The organism is Marinobacterium aestuarii, from assembly GCF_001651805.1.
Lineage (GTDB): Bacteria > Pseudomonadota > Gammaproteobacteria > Pseudomonadales > Balneatricaceae > Marinobacterium_A > Marinobacterium_A aestuarii.
In genome coordinates this window covers 4,728,682-4,753,667 of record NZ_CP015839.1, presented here as the reverse complement: position 1 = coordinate 4,753,667, position 24,986 = coordinate 4,728,682, and the positions used below count along the sequence as shown (strand labels likewise).

At 60.0% G+C, this 24,986-nt stretch carries 23 protein-coding genes; 11 read left to right on the top strand and 12 right to left on the bottom strand.

Features of this window, described 5'->3' with window-relative positions; translation table 11 throughout:
• The first annotated feature begins 2 nt into the window (after positions 1–2).
• Positions 3–761, top strand: coding sequence for a sulfite exporter TauE/SafE family protein (locus A8C75_RS20805; protein WP_067386273.1), 759 nt, complete (start codon positions 3–5; stop codon positions 759–761).
• Between the two features lie 25 nt (positions 762–786).
• Here the strand turns inward: A8C75_RS20805 and A8C75_RS23235 are convergent, their stop codons facing one another.
• The 3 genes from A8C75_RS23235 to A8C75_RS20790 form a co-directional block, all read right to left on the bottom strand.
• A complete protein-coding gene (locus A8C75_RS23235) occupies positions 787–2,700 on the bottom strand; it encodes an ABC transporter substrate-binding protein (protein ID WP_084784185.1) in 1,914 nt (637 codons plus the stop codon).
• Between the two features lie 140 nt (positions 2,701–2,840).
• Positions 2,841–3,086, bottom strand: a complete 246-nt coding sequence (locus A8C75_RS20795) for a hypothetical protein (RefSeq protein WP_067386272.1) — start codon at positions 3,084–3,086, stop codon at positions 2,841–2,843.
• Positions 3,087–3,160: 74 nt separating this feature from the next.
• Positions 3,161–3,502 (bottom strand): DUF3461 family protein, encoded by a 342-nt coding sequence (locus A8C75_RS20790; protein ID WP_067386271.1) that lies wholly within the window; start codon positions 3,500–3,502, stop codon positions 3,161–3,163.
• Between the two features lie 312 nt (positions 3,503–3,814).
• On the opposite strand from A8C75_RS20790, the gene A8C75_RS20785 reads away from it, so the two are divergent.
• Positions 3,815–4,078 (top strand): hypothetical protein, encoded by a 264-nt coding sequence (locus tag A8C75_RS20785; protein ID WP_067386270.1) that lies wholly within the window; start codon positions 3,815–3,817, stop codon positions 4,076–4,078.
• A gap of 84 nt (positions 4,079–4,162) precedes the next feature.
• Here A8C75_RS20785 and A8C75_RS20780 read toward each other — a convergent pair whose 3' ends face one another.
• The gene (locus A8C75_RS20780; protein WP_067386269.1) at positions 4,163–4,558 is read right to left on the bottom strand and encodes a DUF3461 family protein; all 396 of its coding nucleotides are present in this window, start codon (positions 4,556–4,558) and stop codon (positions 4,163–4,165) included.
• 198 nt (positions 4,559–4,756) lie between these two features.
• Positions 4,757–5,122: a glutathione S-transferase N-terminal domain-containing protein gene (locus A8C75_RS20775; RefSeq protein ID WP_067386268.1), complete on the bottom strand. Its 366-nt coding sequence runs from the start codon at positions 5,120–5,122 to the stop codon at positions 4,757–4,759.
• 237 nt (positions 5,123–5,359) lie between these two features.
• Between A8C75_RS20775 and A8C75_RS20770 the strand changes: the two genes are divergently transcribed.
• The 4 genes from A8C75_RS20770 (at position 5,360) to A8C75_RS20755 (ending at position 12,640) form a co-directional block, all read left to right on the top strand.
• Positions 5,360–6,694, top strand: coding sequence for a vWA domain-containing protein (locus tag A8C75_RS20770; RefSeq protein ID WP_067386267.1), 1,335 nt, complete (start codon positions 5,360–5,362; stop codon positions 6,692–6,694).
• A 24-nt stretch (positions 6,695–6,718) separates the two neighbouring features.
• Positions 6,719–8,428 carry a sensor histidine kinase gene (locus A8C75_RS20765; RefSeq protein ID WP_067386266.1) on the top strand — a complete coding sequence of 570 codons (1,710 nt, stop codon included), beginning with the start codon at positions 6,719–6,721 and terminating at the stop codon, positions 8,426–8,428.
• Positions 8,425–9,111, top strand: coding sequence for a response regulator transcription factor (locus tag A8C75_RS20760; RefSeq protein ID WP_067386265.1), 687 nt, complete (start codon positions 8,425–8,427; stop codon positions 9,109–9,111). The genes A8C75_RS20765 and A8C75_RS20760 overlap by 4 nt, the downstream gene beginning before the upstream one ends.
• An 88-nt stretch (positions 9,112–9,199) precedes the next feature.
• Positions 9,200–12,640 (top strand): adenylate/guanylate cyclase domain-containing protein, encoded by a 3,441-nt coding sequence (locus tag A8C75_RS20755; RefSeq protein ID WP_067386264.1) that lies wholly within the window; start codon positions 9,200–9,202, stop codon positions 12,638–12,640.
• Positions 12,641–12,655: 15 nt separating this feature from the next.
• Here the strand turns inward: A8C75_RS20755 and A8C75_RS20750 are convergent, their stop codons facing one another.
• Positions 12,656–13,570, bottom strand: coding sequence for a LysR family transcriptional regulator (locus A8C75_RS20750; RefSeq protein ID WP_067386263.1), 915 nt, complete (start codon positions 13,568–13,570; stop codon positions 12,656–12,658).
• A gap of 278 nt (positions 13,571–13,848) precedes the next feature.
• Between A8C75_RS20750 and dctP the strand changes: the two genes are divergently transcribed.
• The 4 genes from dctP (at position 13,849) to A8C75_RS20730 (ending at position 17,576) form a co-directional block, all read left to right on the top strand.
• Positions 13,849–14,844, top strand: coding sequence for a TRAP transporter substrate-binding protein DctP (gene dctP, locus A8C75_RS20745; protein ID WP_067386262.1), 996 nt, complete (start codon positions 13,849–13,851; stop codon positions 14,842–14,844).
• 167 nt (positions 14,845–15,011) lie between these two features.
• The gene (locus A8C75_RS20740) at positions 15,012–15,509 is read left to right on the top strand and encodes a TRAP transporter small permease (protein WP_067386261.1); all 498 of its coding nucleotides are present in this window, start codon (positions 15,012–15,014) and stop codon (positions 15,507–15,509) included.
• On the top strand, positions 15,509–16,810 hold the full coding sequence (locus tag A8C75_RS20735) for a TRAP transporter large permease (RefSeq protein WP_067386260.1): 1,302 nt from the start codon (positions 15,509–15,511) through the stop codon (positions 16,808–16,810). The genes A8C75_RS20740 and A8C75_RS20735 overlap by 1 nt, the downstream gene beginning before the upstream one ends.
• Before the next feature lie 10 nt (positions 16,811–16,820).
• Complete coding sequence (locus A8C75_RS20730) at positions 16,821–17,576, top strand: alpha/beta fold hydrolase (RefSeq protein WP_067386259.1); 756 nt, start codon at positions 16,821–16,823, stop codon at positions 17,574–17,576.
• A 280-nt stretch (positions 17,577–17,856) separates the two neighbouring features.
• Here the strand turns inward: A8C75_RS20730 and A8C75_RS20725 are convergent, their stop codons facing one another.
• From A8C75_RS20725 to cuyA, 3 genes are all read right to left on the bottom strand, one after another.
• Positions 17,857–19,113 (bottom strand): dicarboxylate/amino acid:cation symporter, encoded by a 1,257-nt coding sequence (locus A8C75_RS20725; protein ID WP_067386258.1) that lies wholly within the window; start codon positions 19,111–19,113, stop codon positions 17,857–17,859.
• An 80-nt stretch (positions 19,114–19,193) separates the two neighbouring features.
• The gene (locus A8C75_RS20720) at positions 19,194–20,216 is read right to left on the bottom strand and encodes a YeiH family protein (RefSeq protein ID WP_067386257.1); all 1,023 of its coding nucleotides are present in this window, start codon (positions 20,214–20,216) and stop codon (positions 19,194–19,196) included.
• Positions 20,217–20,240: 24 nt separating this feature from the next.
• Complete coding sequence (gene cuyA / locus A8C75_RS20715) at positions 20,241–21,251, bottom strand: D-cysteate sulfo-lyase (RefSeq protein WP_067386256.1); 1,011 nt, start codon at positions 21,249–21,251, stop codon at positions 20,241–20,243.
• Positions 21,252–21,403: 152 nt separating this feature from the next.
• Between cuyA and A8C75_RS20710 the strand changes: the two genes are divergently transcribed.
• Positions 21,404–22,303 carry a LysR substrate-binding domain-containing protein gene (locus A8C75_RS20710; protein WP_067386255.1) on the top strand — a complete coding sequence of 300 codons (900 nt, stop codon included), beginning with the start codon at positions 21,404–21,406 and terminating at the stop codon, positions 22,301–22,303.
• Between the two features lie 23 nt (positions 22,304–22,326).
• Here the strand turns inward: A8C75_RS20710 and A8C75_RS20705 are convergent, their stop codons facing one another.
• From A8C75_RS20705 to A8C75_RS20695, 3 genes are all read right to left on the bottom strand, one after another.
• A complete protein-coding gene (locus A8C75_RS20705; protein ID WP_067386254.1) occupies positions 22,327–23,349 on the bottom strand; it encodes a YeiH family protein in 1,023 nt (340 codons plus the stop codon).
• 213 nt (positions 23,350–23,562) lie between these two features.
• On the bottom strand, positions 23,563–24,639 hold the full coding sequence (locus tag A8C75_RS20700) for a WD40/YVTN/BNR-like repeat-containing protein (protein ID WP_067386253.1): 1,077 nt from the start codon (positions 24,637–24,639) through the stop codon (positions 23,563–23,565).
• Between the two features lie 49 nt (positions 24,640–24,688).
• Positions 24,689–24,958 carry a MoaD/ThiS family protein gene (locus A8C75_RS20695; RefSeq protein ID WP_067386252.1) on the bottom strand — a complete coding sequence of 90 codons (270 nt, stop codon included), beginning with the start codon at positions 24,956–24,958 and terminating at the stop codon, positions 24,689–24,691.
• Positions 24,959–24,986 lie beyond the last annotated feature (28 nt).

Sequence of the window (24,986 nt, the reverse complement as noted above, 5' to 3'; positions counted from 1 at the left end):
GCATGATCGTCTTTGGTGGCTCTGAACTGCTGTTGCTGCTCTGCCTGGCGCTGGCGAGTTATATTCAGGCCACCACCGGCTTTGCCTTTGGCCTTATAGTGATGGCTACTGTTACGGCGCTGGGGCTTGCCCCCATCGATGTGACGGCGCTGCTGGTCGGTGCCCTGACGCTGGTCAACGCGGCGGCGACGCTGCGAGGCGGCCGCTGGCGGGATGCGAACTGGCGGGCGCTGGGGCTGATGCTGGCAACCTGCCTGCCGGTCACCTTTGTTGGCCTGGAGTTGCTCTCTTACACCAGCGAGGGCCAGCTGGGTTTGCTCAAGGGAACGCTTGGGCTCTGTCTGATCGGCAGCAGCCTGCTGATGATGTACCGGGTAACACAGCTGGAAAAGCCATCTTCGGTGCCGGCCTTTGCTTTCTGCGGCGTTCTGGCCGGCCTGATGGGGGGGCTCTTTGCAGTCTTTGGCCCGCCCGCCACCTTTATGATGTACCGGCAGCCCGATCGTATCGCTGCCATTCGTGCAACCCTGATTTGCTTCTTCAGTGTGATGTCTGCATTGCGCCTGGTTGCTGTGCTCTGGACGGAGCCGGTAGGCGAGAGCTTTGTCGGCCTGGCACTGCTGGGGGCGCCGGTGGTAATGTTCGCGGCCGTGGCAGCGCGGCGTTTCCCGCCACCCTTGTCGAACCAGGCACTGCGGCGCTTTGCCTTTGGCTTGCTGCTGTTGTCCGGCATCAGCCTGACGCTGAAAGGCTTCTTTTGATGCCCAGGTGTTCGCTCTGGCAACCTCAAAGCCCCAGCCATTCGGGCCGGCGCGGGATGTCGGTGGAGTAGACGCGCTCCATGCGGATGATGCCCCGGTCGATCAGGTCCGCCACGGGCGCATCGGTCGGGCCCGTGACGTGGCTGCGATAGATCAGCACCCGTGTCACGCCGCGATGATCATCGGGCGTCCAGCTGGCCGGTGAGCAGACCCCCTCAAGCCCAGCCGGCACCCAGTCCCTGTGCTGGTAAATACCCTGGCGGATATTGGCGCCGCTGATGCCGCCGTTCCTGTCGGCCCACTCCATGGCTTCCTTGATAAGGAACATCGAACAGACGCCGCGGATGTAGTGCACCGGTCGGTACGTCTGGCCGCTGGGATCCGACATTTTGGAGACTTCCTGCACGGTATACATGCCCGGGACATCGTCGCCCCACTTGGCGGCGCCCATGACCCAGACCACGCCATCGGCAGCGCTGCCGGCTGCCTGCATCACGTTCTCGTCAAAGCCCCAGATATTCACCATGAACTGGGTGTGCACCTGCAATGCCTGGCACTGTGTCAGCAACACGGAAACCGAGGCGGTGGTGTTGGCCAGGTAGGCGTAATCGGCGCGCTCGGTGTTTAGGCGTTCGCACTGGGCGCTGAAGTCATCCGGGGCCATGGATACCGCTATGACCGGCAGTACCTCGAAGCCGAGCTCCCGGGCGTAGGCCTGACAGGCATTTTTCGGCGCATTGGGGTAGGGGTGATTTTCGCCCATGTGGACGAAGCGCGGCGCGGTGCTGTTACCCCGTGCTGTCCAGTCGTCCTTCGCCCACTGCAGCAGGCCACGGCAGGCGTCCGAGTAGGAGGGACCGTAGAAAAAATTGTAGGGCGCGGCCCGACCGCCGGCGCCCCGGCCTGTGGGGTCGGTCAGCGAGGCGGCGTAGGAGGCTGAAAAATAGGGTATTTCGTCCTCGGCCACAGCGCCGATCAGGGCCTCGGTGGAGGGGGTGCTCCAGCCATGAATGGCCAGTACCTGCTGTGTTTTCCATTTGCGATAGCCTTCGAGCGCCCGCGGAACCAAATAGGAGGTATCGATCGTATCCAGGTCGATCAGGCGGCCATTCACGCCGCCGTTGGCATTGATCCAGTTGCTGGCGTCGATCATCGCCTGGCCATAGATACGCCCGGTGCCGGAGGCTATGCCGCTCTGGTCCACCAGCTGGCCGACCAGCAGGTAGGGGGAGGGCTGTACAGGCGGCGGTGCCGCCGTCGGTGCCGGTGCGGGTGTTGGCGCCTCCGTGGGCGTGGCCGGTAACAGCAGCCAGACCAGCAGGGCCCCCGCGGCCAGGCCCGACAAGGTGCCCAGGGCGGGCAGCAACCAGCGGGGCCTGGATGTGCCGGGGCTGTCGGTTGTGTGCTGATCGTTGGCGCGCACCCGGTAGACGCTCACCGGTTTGGCGATGTTCTTGACGTGCTGTTCACCGAGGAAGTCGTAGCCGAAGTGCACCTTGCCTTCCACGGCGTCGTAGACGGAACTGGAGATACAAATGCCGCCGGGTTCCGCGAGGGCTTCCATACGGGCGGCGATATTGACGCCATCGCCGAAGATGGTGCCGCTATCGTCTTCGATAACATCGCCGAGGTTGACGCCGATGCGAAACTCCATGCGCCTGTCAGTCGGCAGTTCCAGGTTACGGCCTTCCAGCACTTTTTGAATCTCGACGGCGCCGTTCACAGCTTCCACGGCACTGGGGAACTCGGCCAGAATATTGTCGCCGGGAGCGTCGACAATGCGGCCCATATGGCGCTCGATCACCCGCCCAATGGCCTGCTGATACTCCTTGAGCGTATCGATGGTTGCCCGCTCGTCTTCGCCCATCAGGCGGGAGTAGCCGACGACATCGGCACTGAGAATGGCGGCAAGCTTGCGCTGGCCCTGGGACTGGCTCATGCAACTGTCTCACTGCGTAGAGTGTATCGTGGCCGAGGTTCCGCCGATTGCCGCATACCGCTGCAATGCGCGGGGTACTCTTCAGTGTAGACGGCCAGCAGTGCTGGGGGAGGCGCGAGGCCTGGGCTTCCTGCGGGGCCTTAAGCCCTGATATCCAGCAGGGTACCTATGACATTGTCAGCGGCCTGGATGACCTTGATACCGGAGAGAGCATAGGTTTCGGCCTGCTGCAGGCCGGTGAGAGATTCGATGTTGCTGGTGCGAGCTATGTTTGCCGAATGGCTGCCCGCCATCTGGGCCAGTTCACCGGCGCGCTGGCCAATACTGGACTGGGCTTGTTGCAGCAGTGCAGAGCCGGCCGATAGGGCGTTATTGATGGGAAACATATGGCGATACCTGAGCGTTTCAGTGCTACTCAGGCAGTGTAGCAAAGGCGATTGCTGAAGGGGCGCTCAAGGGCTCAGTGCCACTGTTTCAGGTTGAAGCGCATCTCTGCGATCTTGGCGCTGACGACCTTTTCGAGGTGGTTCAGCTCGCCCAGCAGCTGTTCCCGTGTGGGGGCGGGCTGGCCCTGGCGGGTAAGTTGCTGCAGCTCGTCCAGTGCGCTGAGCAACTCGGCGGCGGCGGTATTTGTGGCCAATCGCTGGAAATCGAATTTCATGCTGTGGGGCTGGCTGTTGCCCCCTGTGCAGTGGAAGTAGACCTTGAGTTCGTCGCTGTGGCTGCCTTCCTTGAGCGTATAGCGCGCAATGGACTCAACCTCGGTAATCCCCATGGCAGAGAGTGTCGGGTACTTGTGCATGAGATCTCCAGGTTGTCGGCAAAGGGTGGCGGCAGTTGGGCTGGGCGGCTGTCCTGTTCTGGTACAGAGAGAGCCCTGATGGTCCGTCTGACAGAGTAGGGGCTTTGGCGGCAATGCTCTAGCGCCAGTCGCCACTGAACGATGATGCCAGTCAGGAGGGGGATATGTATTAATCAGGGATGCTTGGTTCCACCCAAGCACCAAGGCTGGATCTAGCCACAGCGGGCCTTGCTGGTCATGATGAAATAATGCGCCCTGAATGGCGCCTCGATTTATAAAAGACACAGTTATAAAAAAAACGAAGGTGACGAGATGGCTGCAGCAAGCGTGGAAATCAAACTCAGCGAACAGGCGGCGAAGCTTTTTGCGGACTACGAGCGTTATACCAATGTAACGGCCGAGGTTTACATCAACGAGCTGGTGGACAAGACCCTGCCCACGCTGCAGGCCATGGTGTCGGCATTTGAAGAATGCCAGGACAATCCGGATGCGGTGATGGAAGTTTTCGGCCGCAAGATGGGCGAAATGATGCTGGAGCAAAAGCAGGCACAGCAGGAAGCCAGCGAGTCGCACTAAGTCGTTTCAGGTTCCGCGGGTACCTTGAGAGGTATCAGGTAGAGTAGCAGGCAGTGGCCGCTGGGCCACCGCCGGCAAAGCGCATTACTTCATGCTCTCGATCTGGCGACGCAGTTCGTCGATCTTTGAGTTCACCACGGTTTCGAGGTGATTCAGATCTTCCAGGAAGCGGGCTTTCACATCTTCCGGCGGCAGTGCGGCAGGCTGGGTGGTCAGCTTGTTCAGCTCAATCACGGCGCTCTGCAGCGTCGGGCTGCTGTCGGTCAGGCTGTCCCACTTTTCACCGCTGCGAAACTGCATCGGGATGGACTTGCGCGGCCGGGCAAAGGTGAATTTCTTGCTGCGTGACAGCAGCGAAGCCTTGGGGCGCTTGTAGTAAATTTTCAGCACATCCACATCGCTTTCGCGGCGCAGGCTGTACTTGGTGATGTCTTCGAAGGAGCTAATGCCCATTTCTTCGAGCGTCGGGTAGTCTGACATTAATCTGATCTCGCCAATAACAATGGATAAAGGGTCGTCTGGCTATAGCAGGATAACCGCAAAAGCCAGTATCAGCACACATGGGTGTGCCGTCTGTAATCGAGATTGTTGTTATTGTCGAAGCGGGCAGATTATAGAGCCTGCAATCTGCCCGCATAGATCCAGCGTGGGCTCCCATTGGGAGCCAGTCGAGCAGCCTTAAACCGCCGCAACCGAGTCCAGGTAGCGCACTATATCCGACGATTCATACATCCACTGTACATCGCCGTTTTCGCTTTCAATGCGCAGGCAGGGTACTTTCAGCTGTCCACCCTGTTGCAGCAGTTCCTGACGATAGTCGGCCTGTTTTTTCGCATCCCTTGTTTCAATCTTCAGCGACTGACGACGCATGGCGCGGCGTACCTTGACGCAAAACGGGCAGGCGGCGTACTGGTACAGTGACAGGCGCGAGGTCTGCAGATCCAGCACAGCCTGTTGCTCAGGTGCACGCTTGATGCCCCTTGGGCGGGTCAGGAAGTCGAGTAGCAGAATGATACGTCCAAGAATCCAGCGGATGATCGCCATCGTGTATTACCTTCAAAAAAGCTGATTCTGTAAGTGCGCCGCTTTATATCACAGATAGCGGTGTGCGGTCGAATTTTGATCAGTGTCAGGGGCCAGCCGCCTGCTGGCTTACAATCTTTTTACAACACCCATACGTTTGTCTGACCGCCCGGGAGCGCGGGCGCCCTAGAGTGCACACAGACAGTGACGATTACAGCGTGACCGGCACTGTATACACTCAACCGGGGGAGAACGATCATGCAAACTGGGATAAAACATCATTGCTGGCTGCGGCCACTACTGCTACTCGTGCTTTGGCTGCCGCTGGCGGTACAGGCGCGGGACGTGGGCCTTAATCTGAGTCTGGCCACGCCCGTGATGGACGCGGGCAGCACTCAGACGGCCTTTATCAAGATAGCCCTGCAGGGGTTCGAGCAGGAAAGCCTGGCGCAGCGCTCGCCGGTGAATGTCGCCATAGTGCTCGACAAGTCGGGCTCCATGAGCGGCGAGAAAATCGCCAATGCGCGTGAGGCGGCCATTATGGCGATTGCGAGCCTGGATGCGCGGGATATCGTCTCGGTGATCAGTTATGACTCCCGCGTCCAGGTGGTGGTACCGGCCACCCGGGTGGAAGATCGGCAGTCAATTTATCGTGCTATTCGCCGGCTGCAGGCCGGCGGCAATACGGCGCTCTTTGCCGGCGTCAGCAAGGGCGCGCGGGAAGTGCGCAAGTTTCTTGAGCGCCAGCAGGTGAGCCGGGTCATATTGCTGTCCGATGGCCTGGCCAATGTTGGGCCCCAGTCGCCCCATGAACTGGGCCGCCTGGGCCAGTCCCTGGCCAAGGAAGGTATCAGTGTCACCACCATCGGCCTGGGGCTGGGCTACAACGAAGACCTGATGACCCAGCTGGCGGGCTTTAGCGACGGTAACCATGCCTTTGTCGAAAATGCCGCGGATCTTGAACGTATCTTTCAATATGAATTCGGCGATGTGATGTCCGTCGTGGCGCAGGATTTGAACATCGAAATTCGCTGCCTCAATGGCGTGCGGCCGCTGCGTCTGATCGGGCGTGAGGCTGAGGTGATCGGCGACCGGGTGCGCACCCGTCTGAGTTCGCTCTACAGCGAGCAGGAAAAGTTCGTTATTCTCGAGGTGGAAGTCCCGGCCCACGCCGCCGGCAGTACCCTGGATCTGGCCGAGGTGCAGCTGGATTACAACAATCTGGCGCTGCGGGAAAAACGCCAGCTCAGCGGCCTGGTACAGGTCGCCTTCAGTGCCTCGGCGCAGGAAGTGCAGCAGGCGGTCGACAAACCGGCACTGGAGTCTGCGGTGGAACAGGTGGCCAATGAATACAGCCGCCAGGCGCTGGAACGGCGTGACCAGGGTGATATCGAAGGGGCCAGAAGTATTCTGCAGAAAAGTGCCAAGCTGCTGGGCTCCAAGGCCGACAGTCTGAGTTCACCGAAACTGGAGGCCCAGGAAGCAGAAGCGCTGCAGGACGCCGATGACATATCCTCGGAAGATGACTGGAACCGCAAGCGCAAGGAATTGCGCGAACGCCAGTACAAGCGCTCAACCCAGCAGACCTATTAACGGAGCAGGGAGACCTCTGAGCCTGTGAAGTATCGCGCCCCGCTACTGCTGATTCTACTGGTGCTTCTGCCCGTGCTGCTGCTGGGTTGGCTCGGCCTGCGCCTGCAGCACAACGAGCAGCAGCTGGTGGGGTTGCAGCTGCAGACGCTGATAGAGCAGCAGCTGCAGTCGGTGGATCAGCAGCTGCAGACGCATTTTCGTCAGCTCGAAGGCGTGCTGCAGCAACAGGCACAGCGCCTGCAGCGTCAGACGGACCCCGACTACAGCAGTGAAAACTTGCGCGCCTTTATCAAGGACTCGGTCTACGTGGAGCAGCTGTTTGTGCTGGGCGGCGACGGGAATAGCGAGCGGCTTTTCCCTCCGCGCTTCGCACCGCTGAGCCAGGCGGAGCAGCGTTTTGTCGAGCAGATGCAGCCGCTGTGGCAGTCGCCGGACCTGTTTCGCCCGGCGGCTGTCGATCCCGTGGATCAGCGGCAGCAGGCACCGGTGCTGGCGGCGGGTGATTCCTCCAGTTATCTGGCCAGTGGCCAGCTGCGGGCGCCGTCGGCCCCGGCCGAGCTGGCGCTGGATCTGGCGGACGCAGACCGTGTGGCAGCCAAGACCGAAGCTGCTGCCACCGCGCCTTCTGGCTGGATTGCCTGGCACGCCAACACCGGCCTGATGCAGGTGTACTGGTGGCGCGATGACCGGGGGCGGACACTGGGCTTTGTGCTTAACAGCGCACGCCTGCTGTCGGATCTGATCAACCGCTTGCCGGAGGGCGAGCTGGGCGACCAGCAGTTGGGCAATGCCGAAATTCGCCTGCTGGACAGCCGTGGCAGCACCCTTTACAGCTGGGGTGGTTACCGGGCCCAGGGCAATGCACTGCGCGTACTCTGGCTGAACCATCCGCTGGGCAGCTGGCGGCTTGAGTACCATGCTCCCGCCGGTACTCAGGCCGGAGCCCAGGGCGCGCTCACGCAGGTGGCGCCGCTGCTGCTACTGGCACTGGGGCTGGGCCTGCTGGGCTATCTGCTGTACCGCGAGCATGGGCGGGAGTTGCGCCTGGCCCGTCAGCGGGTCAATTTTGTTAATCAGGTGTCCCACGAGCTGAAAACCCCCCTGACCAATGTGCGCCTGTACGCCGAAATGCTGCAGGAACGCCTGGCGGACGAGGAGCAGGATCCGGGGGTGCTGCGCTATCTGAATGTTATTACCGGCGAGAGTCAGCGCCTGTCCCGCCTGATCGACAACGTGCTGAGCTTCTCCCGGTTGCAGCGCCAGCAGCTGCAGTTGCGGTTTGAATCCGCTGATGTGGATGAGCAGATTGACCGCATCCTGCAGACCTTTGTACCTCTGCTGCAGCAACGTGGTATCGAGGCCGAATTTGTCGCCGGGATAGGCGCCAGGCTGCGCTACGATGCCGGCGCGCTGGAACAGATTCTCAATAACCTGCTGAGCAACTGTGAGAAATATGCGCCCAACAGTGGCCGCCTGCGGCTTGAATCCTGGTTACAGGGCTCAAGCATTTACATCCGGCTACAGGACCAGGGCCCGGGGATTGAGCCCGGCGAGCAGCAGCGCATCTTCGAACCGTTTTATCGCAGCAGCAACAAGCTCACCGATGGCGTGGCGGGCACGGGTATTGGTTTGGGGCTGGCGCGCGAACTGGCCCGCGCCCACGGTGGTGACCTGACCCTGGAGCCCGGCGGGCAGGGCGCCTCTTTTCTGATTCGGCTGGAGCTAAAGCCATGAAAATACTGATTGCCGAAGATGATCTGAATATTCGCCTGGGATTGGCGGAGCTGCTGGAGGCCGAAGGCTATAGCTGCCTGGAGGCCGCCGATGGCGACCAGGCCTGGGCGCTGTTCGAGCAGCACAGGCCCGATCTGGTATTGCTGGATATCATGATGCCGGGGCAGGACGGCTACAGCCTGTGCCGGCGTATCCGTCAGCAGGACCAGCAGTTGCCGGTGATTTTTATCAGCGCCAAGTCGGAGGAAATCGATCAGGTGCTGGGGCTGGAACTCGGCGCCGATGACTATATCAAGAAACCCTTTGGCAGCCGGGAAGTGGTGGCGCGCATTCGTGCCGTCACGCGGCGCTGCCTGGCGCGGCGCATGCTGCCCGCCGAAGATGACAGCTTCCAGATGGCGGATCTGCGGGTGCTGCCGGCGCAGTTACGGGCCGAACGCAATGGCAGCCGTATCGACCTGAGCCTCAGGGACATGCAGATTCTGCAGTTGCTGCACCGCAATCCCGGCCGGGTACTGAGCCGTGACGAGCTGTTTGATGAATGCTGGGGGCGCCATTATCTTCCCAGCAGCCGCACCCTGGATCAGCATATTTCCAAACTGCGCAAAGCGGTGGAGCTGGACCCGCGCACCCCCGCGATTATCGTCACGGTGCACGGCGTCGGCTACCGCTATGATGGCTGATGGCACTGCGGCTATGCTTTGAGCTGAAATGCGCACAATGGCAACGGATGCTGTGCTGTAAACGCCAGACGGAGGACGAGCAAACCCCATGCGCTGCACTGACTGTGGCCAGGACAATATAACCGGCGCCCGCTTTTGCGAGCACTGCGGTACCCGCATGGCGCGCTGCTGCCCGGGTTGTGGCCAGTCCGTGAGTGCGGCTGCCCGTTTCTGCAATGCCTGCGGTATCGCACTGGAGGATGCTGCTCCCGAGGTACTGCCTGCCGCCACGACGGCGGCGCCCATTCAGTACACCCCGGTGCATCTGGCCGAACGGATTCTGGCCGAGCAGAGTGCCCGTCAGGCGCGTGGTGGCAATGGCGGTGAGCGCAAGACCATTACCGTGCTGTTCGCGGACATGACCGGCTCCACGGCGCTGATTCAGGACCTGGATCCGGAAGAGGCGCGCCGACTAATCGACCCTGTGCTCGAACTGATGATGGAGGCTGTGCATCATTACGAGGGCTATGTCGCCAAGTCCCTGGGGGACGGCATTCTGGCCCTGTTCGGGGCGCCCATCGCCCACGAAGATCATCCCAGGCGGGCACTCTATGCGGCGCTGCGCATGCAGGAAACGATTCGTCATCACAGTGATCGCCTGCGGCTGGAACAGGGCATCGCGTTGCAGGTGCGGGTGGGCATCCATAGCGGTGAGGTGGTGGTGCGGGAAATCCGCACCGATGATCTGCACACGGATTACGACCCTGTGGGCAATACCATCAACATAGCCGCGCGCATGGAGGGTATAGCTACACCCGGTACCATTCTGGTGAGCGAAGCGAGCCATCGCCTGACCGAGGGGTATTTCGACTTCAAGCCCCTGGGGGACACCCGAATCAAGGGCTTGTCCGAGCCGCTGGCCGTGTATGAGCTGCAGGGGCTCGGCGCCCTGCGCACCCGGCTGGAAGTTGCTGCACACCGGGGGCTGGCTCGCTTTGTCGGCCGCCAGGGCGAAATGCTGCAGCTGCAGCAGGCGCTGGACAAGACCTGTAGCGGCCAGGGCCAGATCGTCGGTGTGGTGGGGGAGCCGGGTGTCGGCAAGTCGCGGCTGTATTACGAGTTCAAGCACCGCGCACAGCAGCCCTGTCGGGTACTGGAGACCTTTTCGGTTTCCCACGGCAAAGCCTTCGCGTGCCTGCCGCTGATCGAGCTGCTGAAGAACTACCTGCAGATTGGGCCCAAGGATGATGAGCGCCAGCGGCGCGAGAAAATTACCGGCAAGGTGCTGACGCTGGACCGCAGTCTGGAAGGGAGCCTGCCTTATCTGTTCTACCTGCTGGGGGTCGCCGAGGCCGATTCTGCGCTGCGCCAGATGGATGGCCAGGTGCGGCGCCAGCGTACCTTTGAGGCGATCCGCCAGCTGCTGGTGCATGAAAGTCTCGATCAGCCGCTGGTGCTGATCTTCGAGGATCTGCAATGGCTGGATCGGGAAACCGAAGCCTTCCTCAGAACCCTTAGCGACGGCGTGCCCGCGGCCCGCATGCTGCTACTGGTGAACTACAGGCCCGAATACCAGCACGACTGGGGCCAGAAAAGCTGCTACACCCAGCTGCGCCTCGACCCGCTGGGGCCTATGGAAGCCGGGGAACTGCTCGCCGCCCTGCTGGGAGACGATGCATCCCTGGCGGCGCTCAAGCCTCTGATCATGACTCAGACCGAGGGCAACCCCTTCTTTCTGGAAGAGGTGGTGCAGACCCTGGTGGAGGAGGCCGTGCTCAGCGGCAGCGCGGGTGCCTATCGGCTGCAGCAGGCGCCGGCGGATCTGCATATACCCACCACAGTGCAGGGGGTGCTGAGCGCGCGTATCGACCGTCTGGCCATGGCCGAGAAAGCCCTGCTGCAGACCCTTGCGGTGATCGGCAAGGATTTCCCCTGGAGTCTGGTGGAGCAGGTGGTGGGGCCGCCGGAAGATGATCTGAAGCGGGGACTGTCGCGCCTGCAGGCGGGGGAGTTTCTGTATGAACGGCCGGCTTTTCCGGAGGTTGAATACACCTTCAAGCATGGCCTGACCCAGGAAGTGGCCTACGGTTCGCTGCTGCAGGAGCGTCGCAGCCGGTTGCATGAACGCACGGCCCAGGCGATTGAAACCCTCTTCAGCACCAGTCTGGACGATCGCTGCAGCGAGCTTGCGCACCATTACAGCTGCAGTGGCAATGCCGACAAGGCGGTGGAATACCTGCTGCGGGCCGCAGATCAGGCGATGCGGCGCTCCGCCAGTAAAGAGGCACTGGCACACCTGCGCCAGGCACAAAGCCTGCTGCCGGCACTGCCCGACACCTCGCGGCGTACAGAACTGGAGCTGCAGCTACAGATCAGCCTGGGCCATGTCTGGATGGCGGTGCGCGGCTTTGGCGCCACCGAGGTTGAAGCGTGCTTTACCCGGGCCGAGATTCTGGCGCGCGAACTTGGCGACAGCCAGCAGCTGTTTTCCGCGCTGGTGGCGCTGCGGCGTTTTTATACCCTGAGGGCCGATTTTGGCGCCGCCCAGCCCATGGCCGAACAGCTGCTGGTGATGGCGCAGGCGGCCGCAGACCCGGCTCTGCTGGTACAGGCCCATGGCGCTCTGGGGGCAACCTCGCTGTTTCGGGGCGAGCTGAATGCGGCCCAGCAGCACTGTGACCAAGTGCTGGCGCTCTATGATGCCACCGAACATGGCAGCCATACTTTTGTATACGGCATCGAACCGGGAATTCTGGGGCGGATTATAGGTGCCTGGACGCTCTGGTATCGCGGCTTTCCCGACCAGGCGCTAAGACGCTGCCTGGAGGCGCTGGAACTGGCGCAGCAGATCCCCAACCCTTATACCCTGGCGGACCCGATGATCTTTAGGGCCGAGTTGCATCATCTGCGCGGTGAGGTCACACAGGCGCGGGAGTGGGCCGAGTCGGTTATTGCGCTTGCGACCGAGCAGGGCTTTCCCTATTGGCAGGCCCGCGCCAGCATCCTGCGTGGCTGGGCCCTCGCCGAGCAGGGAGAGTCGGTCGAAGGCATCGCGATCATTCGCCAGGGCATGCAGGATTACCACTCCACCGGCGGCGAGTTTCTCAAACCCTATTTTCTGGCGTTGCTGGCCGAGTCCCTGGGTAAGGCAGGCCAGAAGCAGGAGGCGCTACAGGTGCTGGATGAAGCTCTGGCCTGCGTCAAACAGACCGGCGAAAACCTCTATACCCCCGAACTGCACCGGCTGAAGGGGGTGTTCCAGCTGGAACAGCCGGAAGTCGCACAAGACTGCCTGCAACAGGCCATCACTCTGGCAGCCAAACAGGACAGTCGCTCGCTGGAGCTGCGCGCCGCCGTGGATCTGGCCCGGCTATGCCTGCACGAAAAGCAGCATGGCAAACAAGGGGCCAAGCAGACGGCCCGGCAACATAAGGCCCACGAGTTGCTGATCGCCCGCTACAAGGCTTTTGATGAAGGCCTGGATACCGCTGATCTGCAGGCCGCCCGGGCACTGCTGGAGCAGCTGAAGGACAGCCCGAACCAGGGCTAGGCGGCGGATCGGCTCTCAGGCGTTTCTCTGGTCCATCTCACGCGAGGTTTGCAGCACAATACGGTTCAGTTCGCTGTCGCGGGAGTGGTGATACAGGCGTATATCGAAATCCAGATCCCAGTGTTCATCGCCGGCACGGCACAGCCGGCCGTCCCGCAAGTCCGTCAGGATGGACGAATAGGGGAGCCAGGCGAAGCCGAGTTTTTCCAGCACCATGGATTTGAGGGTATGGGAAAAGGGGTTTTCATAACGTCGCTGTACATAGCAGCGGTGGTCCTTGTCTTGCAGTAACTGATCAATGCTTTTGCCAAATAAGGCTTCGTGGGTGTAGGCGACAAAGGGCACCGGCTCGGCCGGGTTGCCTGGCAGCGCGAACAGCGGCTCTTGGGTCTGCCCATTGGGCACCGACACCGGAATCAGCTTCTCACGCCCCACCAGGGTGTATTCAAAGCGGCTGTCGTCCAGTGGCAGGCCGATATTCTTGTGGGCATAACAGAACAGATAATCCACATGCCCCTGGGTAAACAGCTCAACACAGTCGATTAGTTTCTCCGATACCAGTCGAACATAGATGGATCCGAAATTGCGTTCCACCCGTTTTACCCAGTCGAGAAACAGGGTTTGGGCGATGGAATTTTGCGCTGCAACAGCGATTTCCCGTTCGCTGGTTTTACCCAATGCTCGAACTTCCTCGCGGCAATTATAGAGTTTGCGCAATATGACTTCGGCTTCCCGGTAAAACAGTTTTCCCTGGGGTGTCAGGGCCAGGGGGGTGCAGTCTCGGTTGACCAGATCTGTTCCTACCCACTCTTCCAACGCCTTGATTCGTCTGCTGAAAGCCGATTGAGTAACCAGCCGCTCGCGGGCTGCGGCGGTGAAGTTCTGTAATTGGGCCAGGCAGACAAAATCTTCCAGCAACTTCAGGTCCATCGGTTTTCCTTCTCGCGCGAAATAAAAACGCTCAGATGTTTAATGAGTTTGCGATTGCAGCACAAGAGTGTAGTTTTCCGACTTTTCCGAGTAATTACGATGCATGAGTATCAATACCAACACAAGTGTCAGGCACCTTGCGGAGCTGACGGACGCAATCGGACTAGCGTCAGTCGGAATTAGCATTGGGCAAAGGCCTCTATGGCGTTTGATACTGGCGCCAACACTAGCACAGGCTATCCCGTACTGGTGCACTATAAAAACAGCAGGAGAATTGCATGAAAAACCGGTTTACCGCCCAGGCATTACTGGCAGGATGTGTTGCACTCGGGGCCGCATTCAGCAGTGTACAGGCCGCCGAAACCATTCGCGTTTCGACCTACGTCAATGAGTCCGATATTCGTTACGAAGGCTTCAAACACTTCGCCGAACTGGTGAAGGAAAAGACCGATGGTGGCGTAAAAGTCATGATTTTCCCCTCATCCACGCTGCATGGCTGGAGCGAAGGTGTCGATGCCGTTCAGGGTGGTGTCGCCGACGTCAGCTGGATGCCCGCCGACACGCGGCTGGCTTGCTACCGCGTGACGTCACTTTACCCGGCTGCCATTGATCTGGAAAACCAGGTCGAGCTGGATGCCGAATATTCCGAGCTGATGCGTGAAGAGGCGGCCTCGGTCAATCTGATGCCCCTGATCAATTCCAACTACTCCTACGACCAGGAATGGTGGTTCGAAAAGCCGGTTGAGAGCCTTGGCAAGCTGGACGGTCAGCTGGTGCGTTCAATTGGACCCCTGGTCAGCATGATGATCGAAAACTGGGGTGGCAAGCCGGTTTTTGTTGCACCCAAGGAAGTCTTCCAGTCGGCCGAGCGCGGCGTGGTTGATGGCATCAACATGGGCGTTGCCACCTATAGCTCCTGGAAGTTGTGGAACGTGATGCCGCACATGGTTAACGCCAACCTGTTCTACGGCAATATCGTTTACATGATGAACAAGAAAAAATTCGATGGCCTGAGTGCCGAGCATCAGCAGGCCGTGCTGGATGCGGCGCAGGAGTCCGAAGCCTGGCTCAAGCCGCGCTATGAAGACTGGGTCGATGCCCGTGTCGGCAATGCGGTGATGAAAGGCGGTGGTTCTGCCGTCACGATCAGCAAGGATAAGCGTTTGAGCCTGATCAACGGTGTTCAGTCCAAGTGGGACCAGGAAGTGGATGCCGCCTGCGGCAAGCCGCTGGCAGATAAAGTACGCAGCCTGTTTGCCAAACACTCCTCCTGATATTCCTCCGGCGCGCCAATGCCGCTGCACGGATGCATTAGCATTGGCGCCAGACCCATAAGTCCCCAACACCAGGCATGTGTGAGCGCCTGCCTGGTTTTGTGGGAGTAGCCGCCAACCAGGCAAGGGAATCCTGGTGGTCGCCAGGTTAATCGAGGCTTGAAATCATGACACAGGCACTGGCAAAGATGCTTACCGGCGTCGCGCGCATCCTGCTTTATTGTGGCGGCATTATTGTACTGATACAGGCGACCTGGATCAGCTATGGCGTGTTCATGCGCTATGTGATGAATAACCCCGATGGGGTTGTGACTGAGGCAACGGCACTGCTACTGGTCCCCGTGGCATTTTTTGGTCTGGCCTATGCGTTGCACATGGATGCCTACCCCAAGGTCACGATCTTTCGCGATCTGATGCCGGTGAAACTGCAGGGCTGGGTTGATCGATTCAACCTGCTGATCATGACGCTGACAGGCGCCTTCTTTGCGCTGGCAGCCTGCAGGGCGACGCTGCATTCGTTCAGCTCCGGTGCTGCCTCTGAAATTCTGCTTTGGCCAAGGTTTTACTTCTGGGTGCCAGTGGCCATTTCCCTTGTTGTGTTTGTATTGACCGCAGCGGTGATGCTGCTGAGATACCAGCACCCCACCGCTCAGGAGACTCAGTGATGGAGTGGTATACAGTGGGTTTGGGCCTGATGGGGCTATTGCTGTTATTCATTTCGATCGGCTTGCCGATTCCCTTTGCCATGGCGGCGGCCTCAGTGCCCTTTCTGTTGAGCATTCAGGACTTCTCAACCACCCTGGTGACTGCGGAGCTCAAGCTCTGGGGCGTCTGGGTTGATTATATTCTGCTGGCGGTCCCGCTATTTGTACTGCTGGGTGAGCTGATCGGGCGCTCCGCCATAGGCCCCAATTTGTACTGGTTCATGCATAGCAATGTACCGGTACGCGGCTCGGCGGCCTATGGCAGCATTGGCGCCTGTGCGGGTTTTGGCGCCGTTTGTGGTTCCAGCATGGTCGGCTCCCTGACCATCGGTGGCGTGGCGTTGCCGGAAATGCTCAAGCTGGGCTACGGCAAGCGTTTGTCCAGCGGTGTGCTGGCCGCGGGTGGGACTCTTAGTGTGCTGATTCCGCCGAGCCTCATTCTGCTGTTCTACGGAATAGTCACGGATCAGTCGATCGGTGAACTGTTTATTGCCGGCGTGATTCCGGGCCTGGTGCTGGTGTCGCTATTCGGAATTATCGTTGCGATCTGGGGCTGGCTGAAACCGGAAGATGTTCCCGCCGGCGATGAGAGCACGCCGATTCCCTGGGGGCTTGCGCTGTCGGCGGTGCTGCCGGTGCTGATCATCGGCCTGATTATCACGGTGTCCATTTACACCGGTATCGCCACTCCGACTGAAGCGGCCGGTATTTCCTGTGTCGCCACCGTTCTTATGGCGTTCGCCGTAGGGGGCTTGACCTGGCAAGGGTTTCTGGCAGCGGTCCGTTCCACCATGCAGACCATGGGCTACCTGGGCCTGTTGCTGTCGGCGGGTGTTTTGTTCGGCTTCGTCATGACCTATTACCAGGTGCCGCAGCAGTTCACCGAACTCTTCGTCGAAATGCAGCTGTCGCCCTATATGGTGCTGGCCGCGATCATCGTGTTTTACATCGTACTGGGGATGTTCCTTGAACCGGTGTCCATGACCTTTATCACCCTGCCGACCCTGTTCCCGCTGGTGTCTGCCGCAGGCTTCGATCTGGTCTGGTTCGGCGTTATTTACACCATCACCATGGAAGTGGCCGTGCTGACGCCGCCGGTAGGTCTGAATCTGTTTGTGATTCAGGGGCTGGCCCGCAAGGACATCACCATTGGGGACGTGATCATGGGTTGTCTGCCCTTTATAGGCGCGCTTATTTTCCTGCTGATGTTGCTGGTTATGGTGCCTGATACGGCGCTGTGGCTACCGGGGATTATGGAGTAGGAGAACACTGATGGGTTGTATAAGAACCGGAAAGGGCCCTGTACTGGTACTGGTACATGGCTTTCTGAGTGGCCTGAGTTACTGGCACAAGCAGGTTGAAAATTTTAGCAGCCACTTTGACGTTATAGCGCTGGATCTTCCAGGCTACGGCGGGGAAACCCGCACAACGGGGCCTGCGCGCATCGAGGACTTTGCCGATTGCGTGCTGCACCAGCTCGATAAACTGGGCGTCGAAAATTTCTACCTCATGGGGCATTCCATGGGAGGGATGATCGCCCAGGAAATTGCCCTCAAGGCCCCGGATCGGGTGACGCGGCTGGTGCTCTATTGCACCGGCCCGAACGGGCGCCTTCCGGGGCGATTTGAACCGCTGGAAGAGAGTATCCGCAAGGTCTGCGAGCGAGGTACCGAAGAGCCGGCGCGCTATACGGTGCCCACCTGGTTCACCCTGGGAACTGAGGATCCCGATTGCCAGGAGGGAATCGAGATGGCGTTACAGGTGTCGCGTCAGACCTACATTAACGGCCTCAAGGCGATGGGCGGCTGGAGTGCCGAACAACGGCTGGGTTCCATCCGTGCCCAAACCCTGGTGCTCTGGGCCGATCGGGATCGTACCTACATGTGGCAGCAACCCGAGGCGCTCTGGAAGGGCATCAAGGGGGCTAATCTGGCGGTCATACCCCAGTGTGCCCATAACGCCCATCTGGAAAAGAGTCATGTTTTCAACCAGATAGTGTTCGACTTTATTAACAGAAGAGACGGTTGAGTCCGGGTAGCTGAGACAGAGGGTAGGATGGCTAGTATGGCCACGGATTCATGGCGCAAGGCGTTGATGTCGGCTGTGAATCCGGAAGTGCTGTCGGGCGGCCCAGGGGTTGCCTCGGCAGTAGCGCTTGAATAGGGGAAGTAGCATAAGTCGGGACAACACTGACGTATTGCCAGAAGGGGGGAGGTGAACGATTCTAGCCAGGCTTTAGAGAAGTTAATGCCGGTGGATAAAACCCGCGCAGGCGTCAGTAGACGGCTGCGCGGGGCTGCTCCGGTGGTTAGGCCGGCTTGTTGTTGTAAATGTCCTTATCGAGCTCGCCTTCGCTATGAGCAATGAAAACCGCGACCGCGGCATCGCCAGTAACGTTAATGGTCGTACGGGCCATGTCGAGAATGCGATCGATACCGGCGACCAGCGCAATACCTTCAAGTGGCAGGCCGACGGACGTCAGCACCAGTGACAACACAATAAGACCGCCGCCCGGAACAGAGGCTGTGCCGATGGAGGCCAGCACGGCCGTCAGCAGGATCATCACATATTCCGTCATTCCCAGATCAATACCGTATGCCTGCGCGATAAAGACCGCCGTCAGTGCCTGATAGAGCGCCGTACCGTCTAGATTGATGGTGGTGCCTACCGGCAATACGAAGCTGGCAATATCCTTGGATACGCCCAGGTTCTGGCGTGCGCAGGCCATAGTCACCGGCAGAGTTCCTGCCGCTGTGGTGGTACTGAAAGCGACCAGCTGGGCTTCAAAGATACCTTTGAAAAACTGAATGGGATTAAGCCGCGTCAGCAGCGCCAGACCACCCCCAAGGGTGACAACCGCATGGATGATACAGCCCAGATAAACGCCCAGTATCACTTTGCCCAGGGGCAGCAGGACTTCCAGGCCATAGGTGCCGGCGGTGGTGGCGATCAGGGCGAAAACGCCGAAAGGTGCGAACGAAATCACAATGTCGGTGAGTTTGTACATTACATCGGCAAAAGAATCGAACATCTTACGTACCGGCTCCGCTTTTTCGCCGACCAGGTTAATGGCGATGCCCAGCAGTATGGCAAACAGGATAATCTGCAAAACGTTGCCGGTGGCAAAAGCGGCAAAGGGATTGGTAGGAATAATGCCCAACAGCGTATCGATAATACTGGGGGCTGCACTGACTTCGATACTGGTTGCGTGTCCCAGATCCATACCCTTGCCGGGTTCGAGCCAGATGGCCAGGGCCAGGCCAATCGGAATCGCGAGGGAGGTGGTCACTATATAGGTAACGAAGGTTTTTACACCAATGCGGCCCATACGGGTCACGTCCTTGACGGCGGTGACACCGCATACCAGGGACACAAAGATCAACGGAACTACCAGCATCTTGATACTGGCAATAAACGCCTTGCCAATCGGCTGCAGGACAGTAGCGCTTTCACCCAGTATGACGCCAGTGATAGTACCCAGCACCAAGCCAATCATGACCTTTTGCCAGATATGGAGTTTTTTCCAAAAAAACACATTGCCAGTTTGGCTAATGGTAGTAGTCATTTTTTATCCCTTTTTCTGCAAGTGGAAGTTTATTTTTTTGGCAATGAACACTACAAATTTTGCTATTTATTATTTGTTATCTATTGAAACAGGATAAATCCCAGCACCAGCAGCGCGATAAAAAGCGTTTCGCTGACCACCAGCAGAACCGGCTTGATGCCCACGGTGAGAATTTCCTTCAGCGACGTACGTACACCCAGGGCAGCAATGGCGGTGAGCAGCAGCCAGGAAGCACTGTCGGCCATGGGCTCAACGATGACCTGCGGCATCCATCCCAGGCTATTAAAGATGAACAACACCACGAAGCCGATCAGAAAGCCCGGTACGCCGACGCTGCCGCCACCCACTTCCCCGCGGCTAGCCATGGAGCGGCGAATCACGACGCCTATCACCAGCACGATGGGGACAAGCATGGCGACGCGCAGCAGTTTGACAAAAGTACTCAGATCACCCACTTCGGCCGATACGCTGTAGCCTGCACCCACGACTTGGGCCACATCATGGATGGTGCCGCCGATAAAGAGTCCGGCTTCGGCCGGTGTCAGTCCCAGTTCATGACTGACCATGGGATAAAGCACCATGGCCAGGGTACTCAGCGTAGTCACGCTGATCACCGTGAACAGGGTGTCTTTTTTGGTCTGCGCATTTTGCGGCAGCACGCTGCTGATGGCCATCGCCGCCGAGGCGCCACAGATGGCGACAGAGCCGCCGGTGAGAGTGCCAAAGCCGTTACTGAAGCCCAGCATGCGTGCCATCAGAATACCGAAGCCGATAGTCAGCAGTACGGCGGAGCAGACCATCAGCAGCGGTGGCCAACCCAGGGAGAGTACATCGGAAAAGGTGATGCGCAACCCCAGCAGCGCCACGCCAAGGCGCAGCAGCGTCTTGGCGGCCAGCTCGATGCCGGGGACAACCCTGGGCTCGTCACTGAGAAAGTTAAACGCAAGGCCCAGCAGCAGACCCATCAGCATGGCCGGTGCGCCATAGCGCTGCGCCAGGAAGGTCGCTGCGATACCGATAGTCACGGCGACGCAGAGCCCCGGGAAGTAGCGCTGCTTGAGCTCACCCAGTCGGTCGATGGAATTCACTGCCAGTCCTTTCATGCGTTTATTTCTCGTGCTGGCCGGTTAGTCGTACTTGGGGAAGTCGAACGCGGTGCGGTAACCGAACAGCGCCTGGCTGCCGCCGGTATGCAGGAAGACCACGTTGTCGTCCTTGTCGAAGTGACCCTTGCGCACCAGGTCGATCAGGCCGGCTGCGCCTTTGCCGGAGTAAACCGGGTCCAGCAGAATGCCTTCGTGACGGGCGAACAGCTCGATCGCTTCCAGAGTACTGGCCGCCGGAATGCCATAGCCTTCACCCACGTAGTCGCAGTTGGCAACAACATCTTCACGCTTGACCGCACCCGGGATACCCAGTTTTTCACAGGTACGTTCAGCCAGGCGGAATACGTTGGCTTCCTGCTGTTCACGCGGTACTCGTACACCGATGCCCAGTACCGGAATCCGACTGTTGCTGCCACTAAAACCGGTAACCAGACCCGCCTGGGTGCCGGCGGAACCGGTGCCGTGCACGACGGTATCGATGCGCAGACCGGCCGTGTTGGCCTGAGTCAGCAGCTCGAGGGCGCAATCGACATACCCCAGGGCGCCGATTTCATTGGAGCCGCCGCCGGGCACGATGTAAGGCTTTTTGCCTTCGGCACGCAGCGTGGTTGCCAGTTCTTCCATGGCCGCATTCATGTCGGTGCCGGCGGGGAACTTGGTCAGGGGCGCGTCCATCAGCTGATCCAGCATGACGTTGCCGTTGTAGTTGTAATCCACTTCGCCGGAACCGGTACGGTCTTCCAGCAGGATGTGGCATTTCATGCCGAGCTTCGCAGCAATGGCTGCGGTCTGGCGGGCATGGTTCGACTGGGTCGCGCCCTGGGTAATGATGGTATCCGCACCCTGCTCAACGGCATCCGCCATCAGGAATTCCAGCTTGCGGGTCTTGTTACCGCCGCCGGCCAGACCGGTGCAGTCATCACGCTTGATCCACAGGTTCGGGCCGCCCAGGGCCTTGGACAGGTTGGTCAGCGGCTCAAGGGGAGTCGGAAGGTGGGCAAAGTGCAGACGGGGAAAACGGGCCAGATGCATGTAGTAGCTCCTGCAAGCGGTGTGTTGTTGATGTCTACCGATAGTAGGGACAAGACCCGAATCTGTACCAATGCTATATTGTCAGAATCCGGTTACTTTTCGGCATAGGTGCCGTGATTCGGGCGTTATGGGGCAGGTTCAAGGGGGCGGTGATGGAATTAAAGTGGCTTAAGGACTTTGTGGCACTGGCGGAAAACGGCAGTTTTTCCAAGGCGGCCGAAGCACGCTTTGTGACGCAGCCGGCGTTTAGTCGTCGCATTCGTTCGCTGGAAAACTGGCTGGGTGTACCTTTGGTTGATCGCAATCAGTATCCCACCACCCTGACACGTGTGGGCGCAGAGTTTGTGGTCGAGGCTAAACGCATGATCGCCGATACCTACTCAACGCGCGATCGCTTGCGGTTACACGATGAGCAGCGCCAGAGCCTGCAGTTTTTTGCCCAGCATTCACTGGCAGTGTCGTTCTTTCCACCCTGGGTTCAGAGCGTGGAATCACTGTTCGGAGATACTCTGGTGCGGCTGCAAACCGGTAACCTGCATGATGTGCTAGACGCTTTTCTGGCGGGCATGGGGGATTTTCTGCTGTGTTTCTCGTCGCCGGTGACCATCAGTCAGCTGCAACGTGAAGATATCGAAGCCTTGCAGGTGGGGTCCGACCGGCTGATTCCGGTGTCGGCGGTTGATGCCGCAGGGGAGCCCTGCCATGCACCCGTTGCCGGGCACCGCTTGAAGCTGCTGACTTATCCACAGGACAGCTTCCTTGGCGAGCTGGTAAAAAGTGAATGTCTGCCGCGCATGCAACCGGAACTGAATTATCAGCCCATGTTCGAGAACGCCCTGGCAGAAGGTCTCAAGGCGTTAACACTGCAGGGGCAGGGGGCCGCCTGGCTGCCCGAAAGCCTGGTACGTCAGGAGCTGGATGCGGGCCAGCTGGTGGAACTGGGCTCGCCGATGGTGGCGGTGGATCTCAAAATTCTGCTGTATCGCTTTCGCCAGGCCCGCACGCCTGCTGTGGACGCATTCTGGCGGGCGTTGCCGGTGCGGGATATTTGATCCCGCACCTGGACTCCAGCAGCTTAGCTCAGGGTTATAAACCCCAGCACCAGCAGCACGATAAAGAGGGTTTCGCTGACGACCAGCAGCACCGGCTTGATGCCCACGGTGAGGATTTCCTTCAGCGAGGTGCGCACGCCCAGGGCGGCGATGGCGGTGAGCAGCAGCCAGGAGGCACTGTCGGCCATGGGCTCTACGATCACCTGCGGCATCCAGCCCAGGCTGTTGAGGGTGAACAGCACCACGAAGCCGATCAGAAAGCCCGGCACGCCGACGCTGCCGCCGCCCACTTCACCCCGGCTGGCCATGGCACGGCGAACCACCACACCGATCACCAGCACGATCGGCACCAGCATGGCCACGCGCAGCAGTTTCACGAAAGTACTCAGGTCACCCACCTCGGACGACACGCTGTAACCGGCACCGACCACCTGGGCCACATCGTGGATGGTGCCGCCGAGGAAGAGGCCGGCTTCGGCCGGTGTCAGCCCCAGCTCATGGCTGATCATGGGGTAGAGCACCATGGCGAGGGTGCTCAGGGTGGTCACGCTGATGACGGTAAAGAGGGTGTCTTTCTTGGTCTGCTCGGTTTGCGGCAGCACACTGCTGATGGCCATGGCCGCCGAGGCGCCGCAGATGGCGACGGAGCCGCCTGTTAGGGTGCCAAAGCGGTTGCTGAAGCCCAGCAGGCGTGCCATCAGAATACCGAAACCGATGGTCAGCAGCACGGCGGAGCACACCATTAGCAGCGGTGGCCAGCCCAGGGTGAGCACATCGGAAAAGGTGATGCGCAGGCCCAGCAGCGCCACACCCAGGCGCAGCAGCGTCTTGGCGGCCAGCTCGATGCCGGGGACCACACGGGGCTCGTCACTGAGGAAGTTAAACGCCAGGCCCAGCAGCAGGCCCATCAGCATGGCCGGCGCGCCGTAGCGCTGGGACAGGAAGGTCGCGGCAATGCCGATGGTCACGGCGACACAGAGCCCGGGGAAGTAGCGTTGCTTGAGCTCACCGAGTCTGTCGATGGGATTTGCGACCAGCTGTTTCATGGGCGAGTAACTCGAATTTTATTGGGTTTATGAGCGTTGAGCGCAGCCTGTTTACCGGTTGCGGCGCGCCGCCCCGGATCGCAGCGAGATGCAGCGTCACGGGATTTGAGACCATTCTTATGGATCCAACCGGCAACTGTTAGGGCCAGATACCCGAATGATTAATGCCAGTGCGCCTGTAGCGCAGGCGCGGAGGGGTGGGGGCAGGGAGCCTCAGGAGTGGAACTGCACCACATTGATGGGTGGCAGGTGACTGGACAGGCAGAGCCAGCGATCGCCCTGATCCTCACTTATCCACAGGCCGCCGGTGGTCGAGCCAAAGGCCAGGGCATTGCCGCTGCTATCCACTGCCAGGGCATGACGGTAGGTCAGGTCATAGGCCGGTTCCGTTGGCAGGCCGCTGTCGAGTGTGGTGAAGCTCTGGCCGCCGTCCCGGGTGCGGGTGACGACCAGTTTGGCGTCCACCGGCACCCGGCACTCGTCTTTTACCGCCGGCACAAACCAGGCGCAGTCGGGGTCTTGGGGGTGTACGGCCACGGCGAAACCAAACACCGAAGGCCCGGCCTCGGTAACCTCGGACCAGTGGTGGCCGCCGTCGGTGGAGCGGAAAATACCATTGTGGTGCTGAATCCACAGATGATCGGGTGCTGCGGCGCAGCGCACCATGCGGTGCGGGTCCTGGCTGGTGGGTTCATAGGCCTGCTCTGGTGGCAGGAAGGCGGCACGCAGGCCCTGACCAATCAGCTGCCAGCTTGCTCCCCCGTCCAGGCTTTCCCAGACGCCGCCACAGGACACCGCCAACGTCAGCTGGCGGCTGTTGCGGGGGTGTACGCAGATGGAGTGGATGCCGGGGGCATCGTAGCCACCGCCAAACCAGAATTCACGCTCCGGTCGCGCCCAGAGGGAATCGACCAGCTGCCAGGAATCGCCTCGGTCGATGGATTTGAACAGCCCGCCGGGAATGGTGCCGGCCCAGAGAGTGCCGGGCTGATCGGGTCCGCCGGGGCAAAGTTCCCAGATTTGTTCGACGGTGGGGCCGTCGTCGGTATCCGTCCTGGGAAAGGCCGGGGTGCTGATTTCAATCCAGTTGTCGCTGCCAGGGTCGGCCCGGTAGAGTTTGACGCCAAAATGCCCCAGGTTCAGTGCGGTGAACTGGTCGCCGCTACGCGGGTCGGTTAACAGCATGGTAACCGGGTCCCCCAGCAGGATGGGGGACCGGGGCTGCCACTGGCTGGCTGCGACGCGGTCGAAAATGAACAGCCCCTTGCGTGTACCGACTCTGAGTTGCATCTTGCTGTCCCCGTGGTTGGGTGTTCGTTGCCAGGTGCGCAGGGCTGCATCAGCCGCCGGAGAGCGCCTGCAGGATATAGATTTCGGAGTCGGGCCTGAGCCTGTCGCTGAGGTGGCGGCGATCCCGGATCTGCTGGCCATCGACGAAAATGGCGACGTTTTTGCGCAGCCGCCGCTGATCATCGAGGATATAGCCCGCCAGGCGGTCATTGCCGGCAAAGGCCTGGCTGAGGGCTTCGCGCAGGGTACCTGCGCTGACATTCAGCGAGGGGCAGTCGAGATAGCGCTGCAGGTGGCGGGTGAAGTTGATGGTCGCCATGGGTGTGACGCGGCTGGCTGTGAATGGT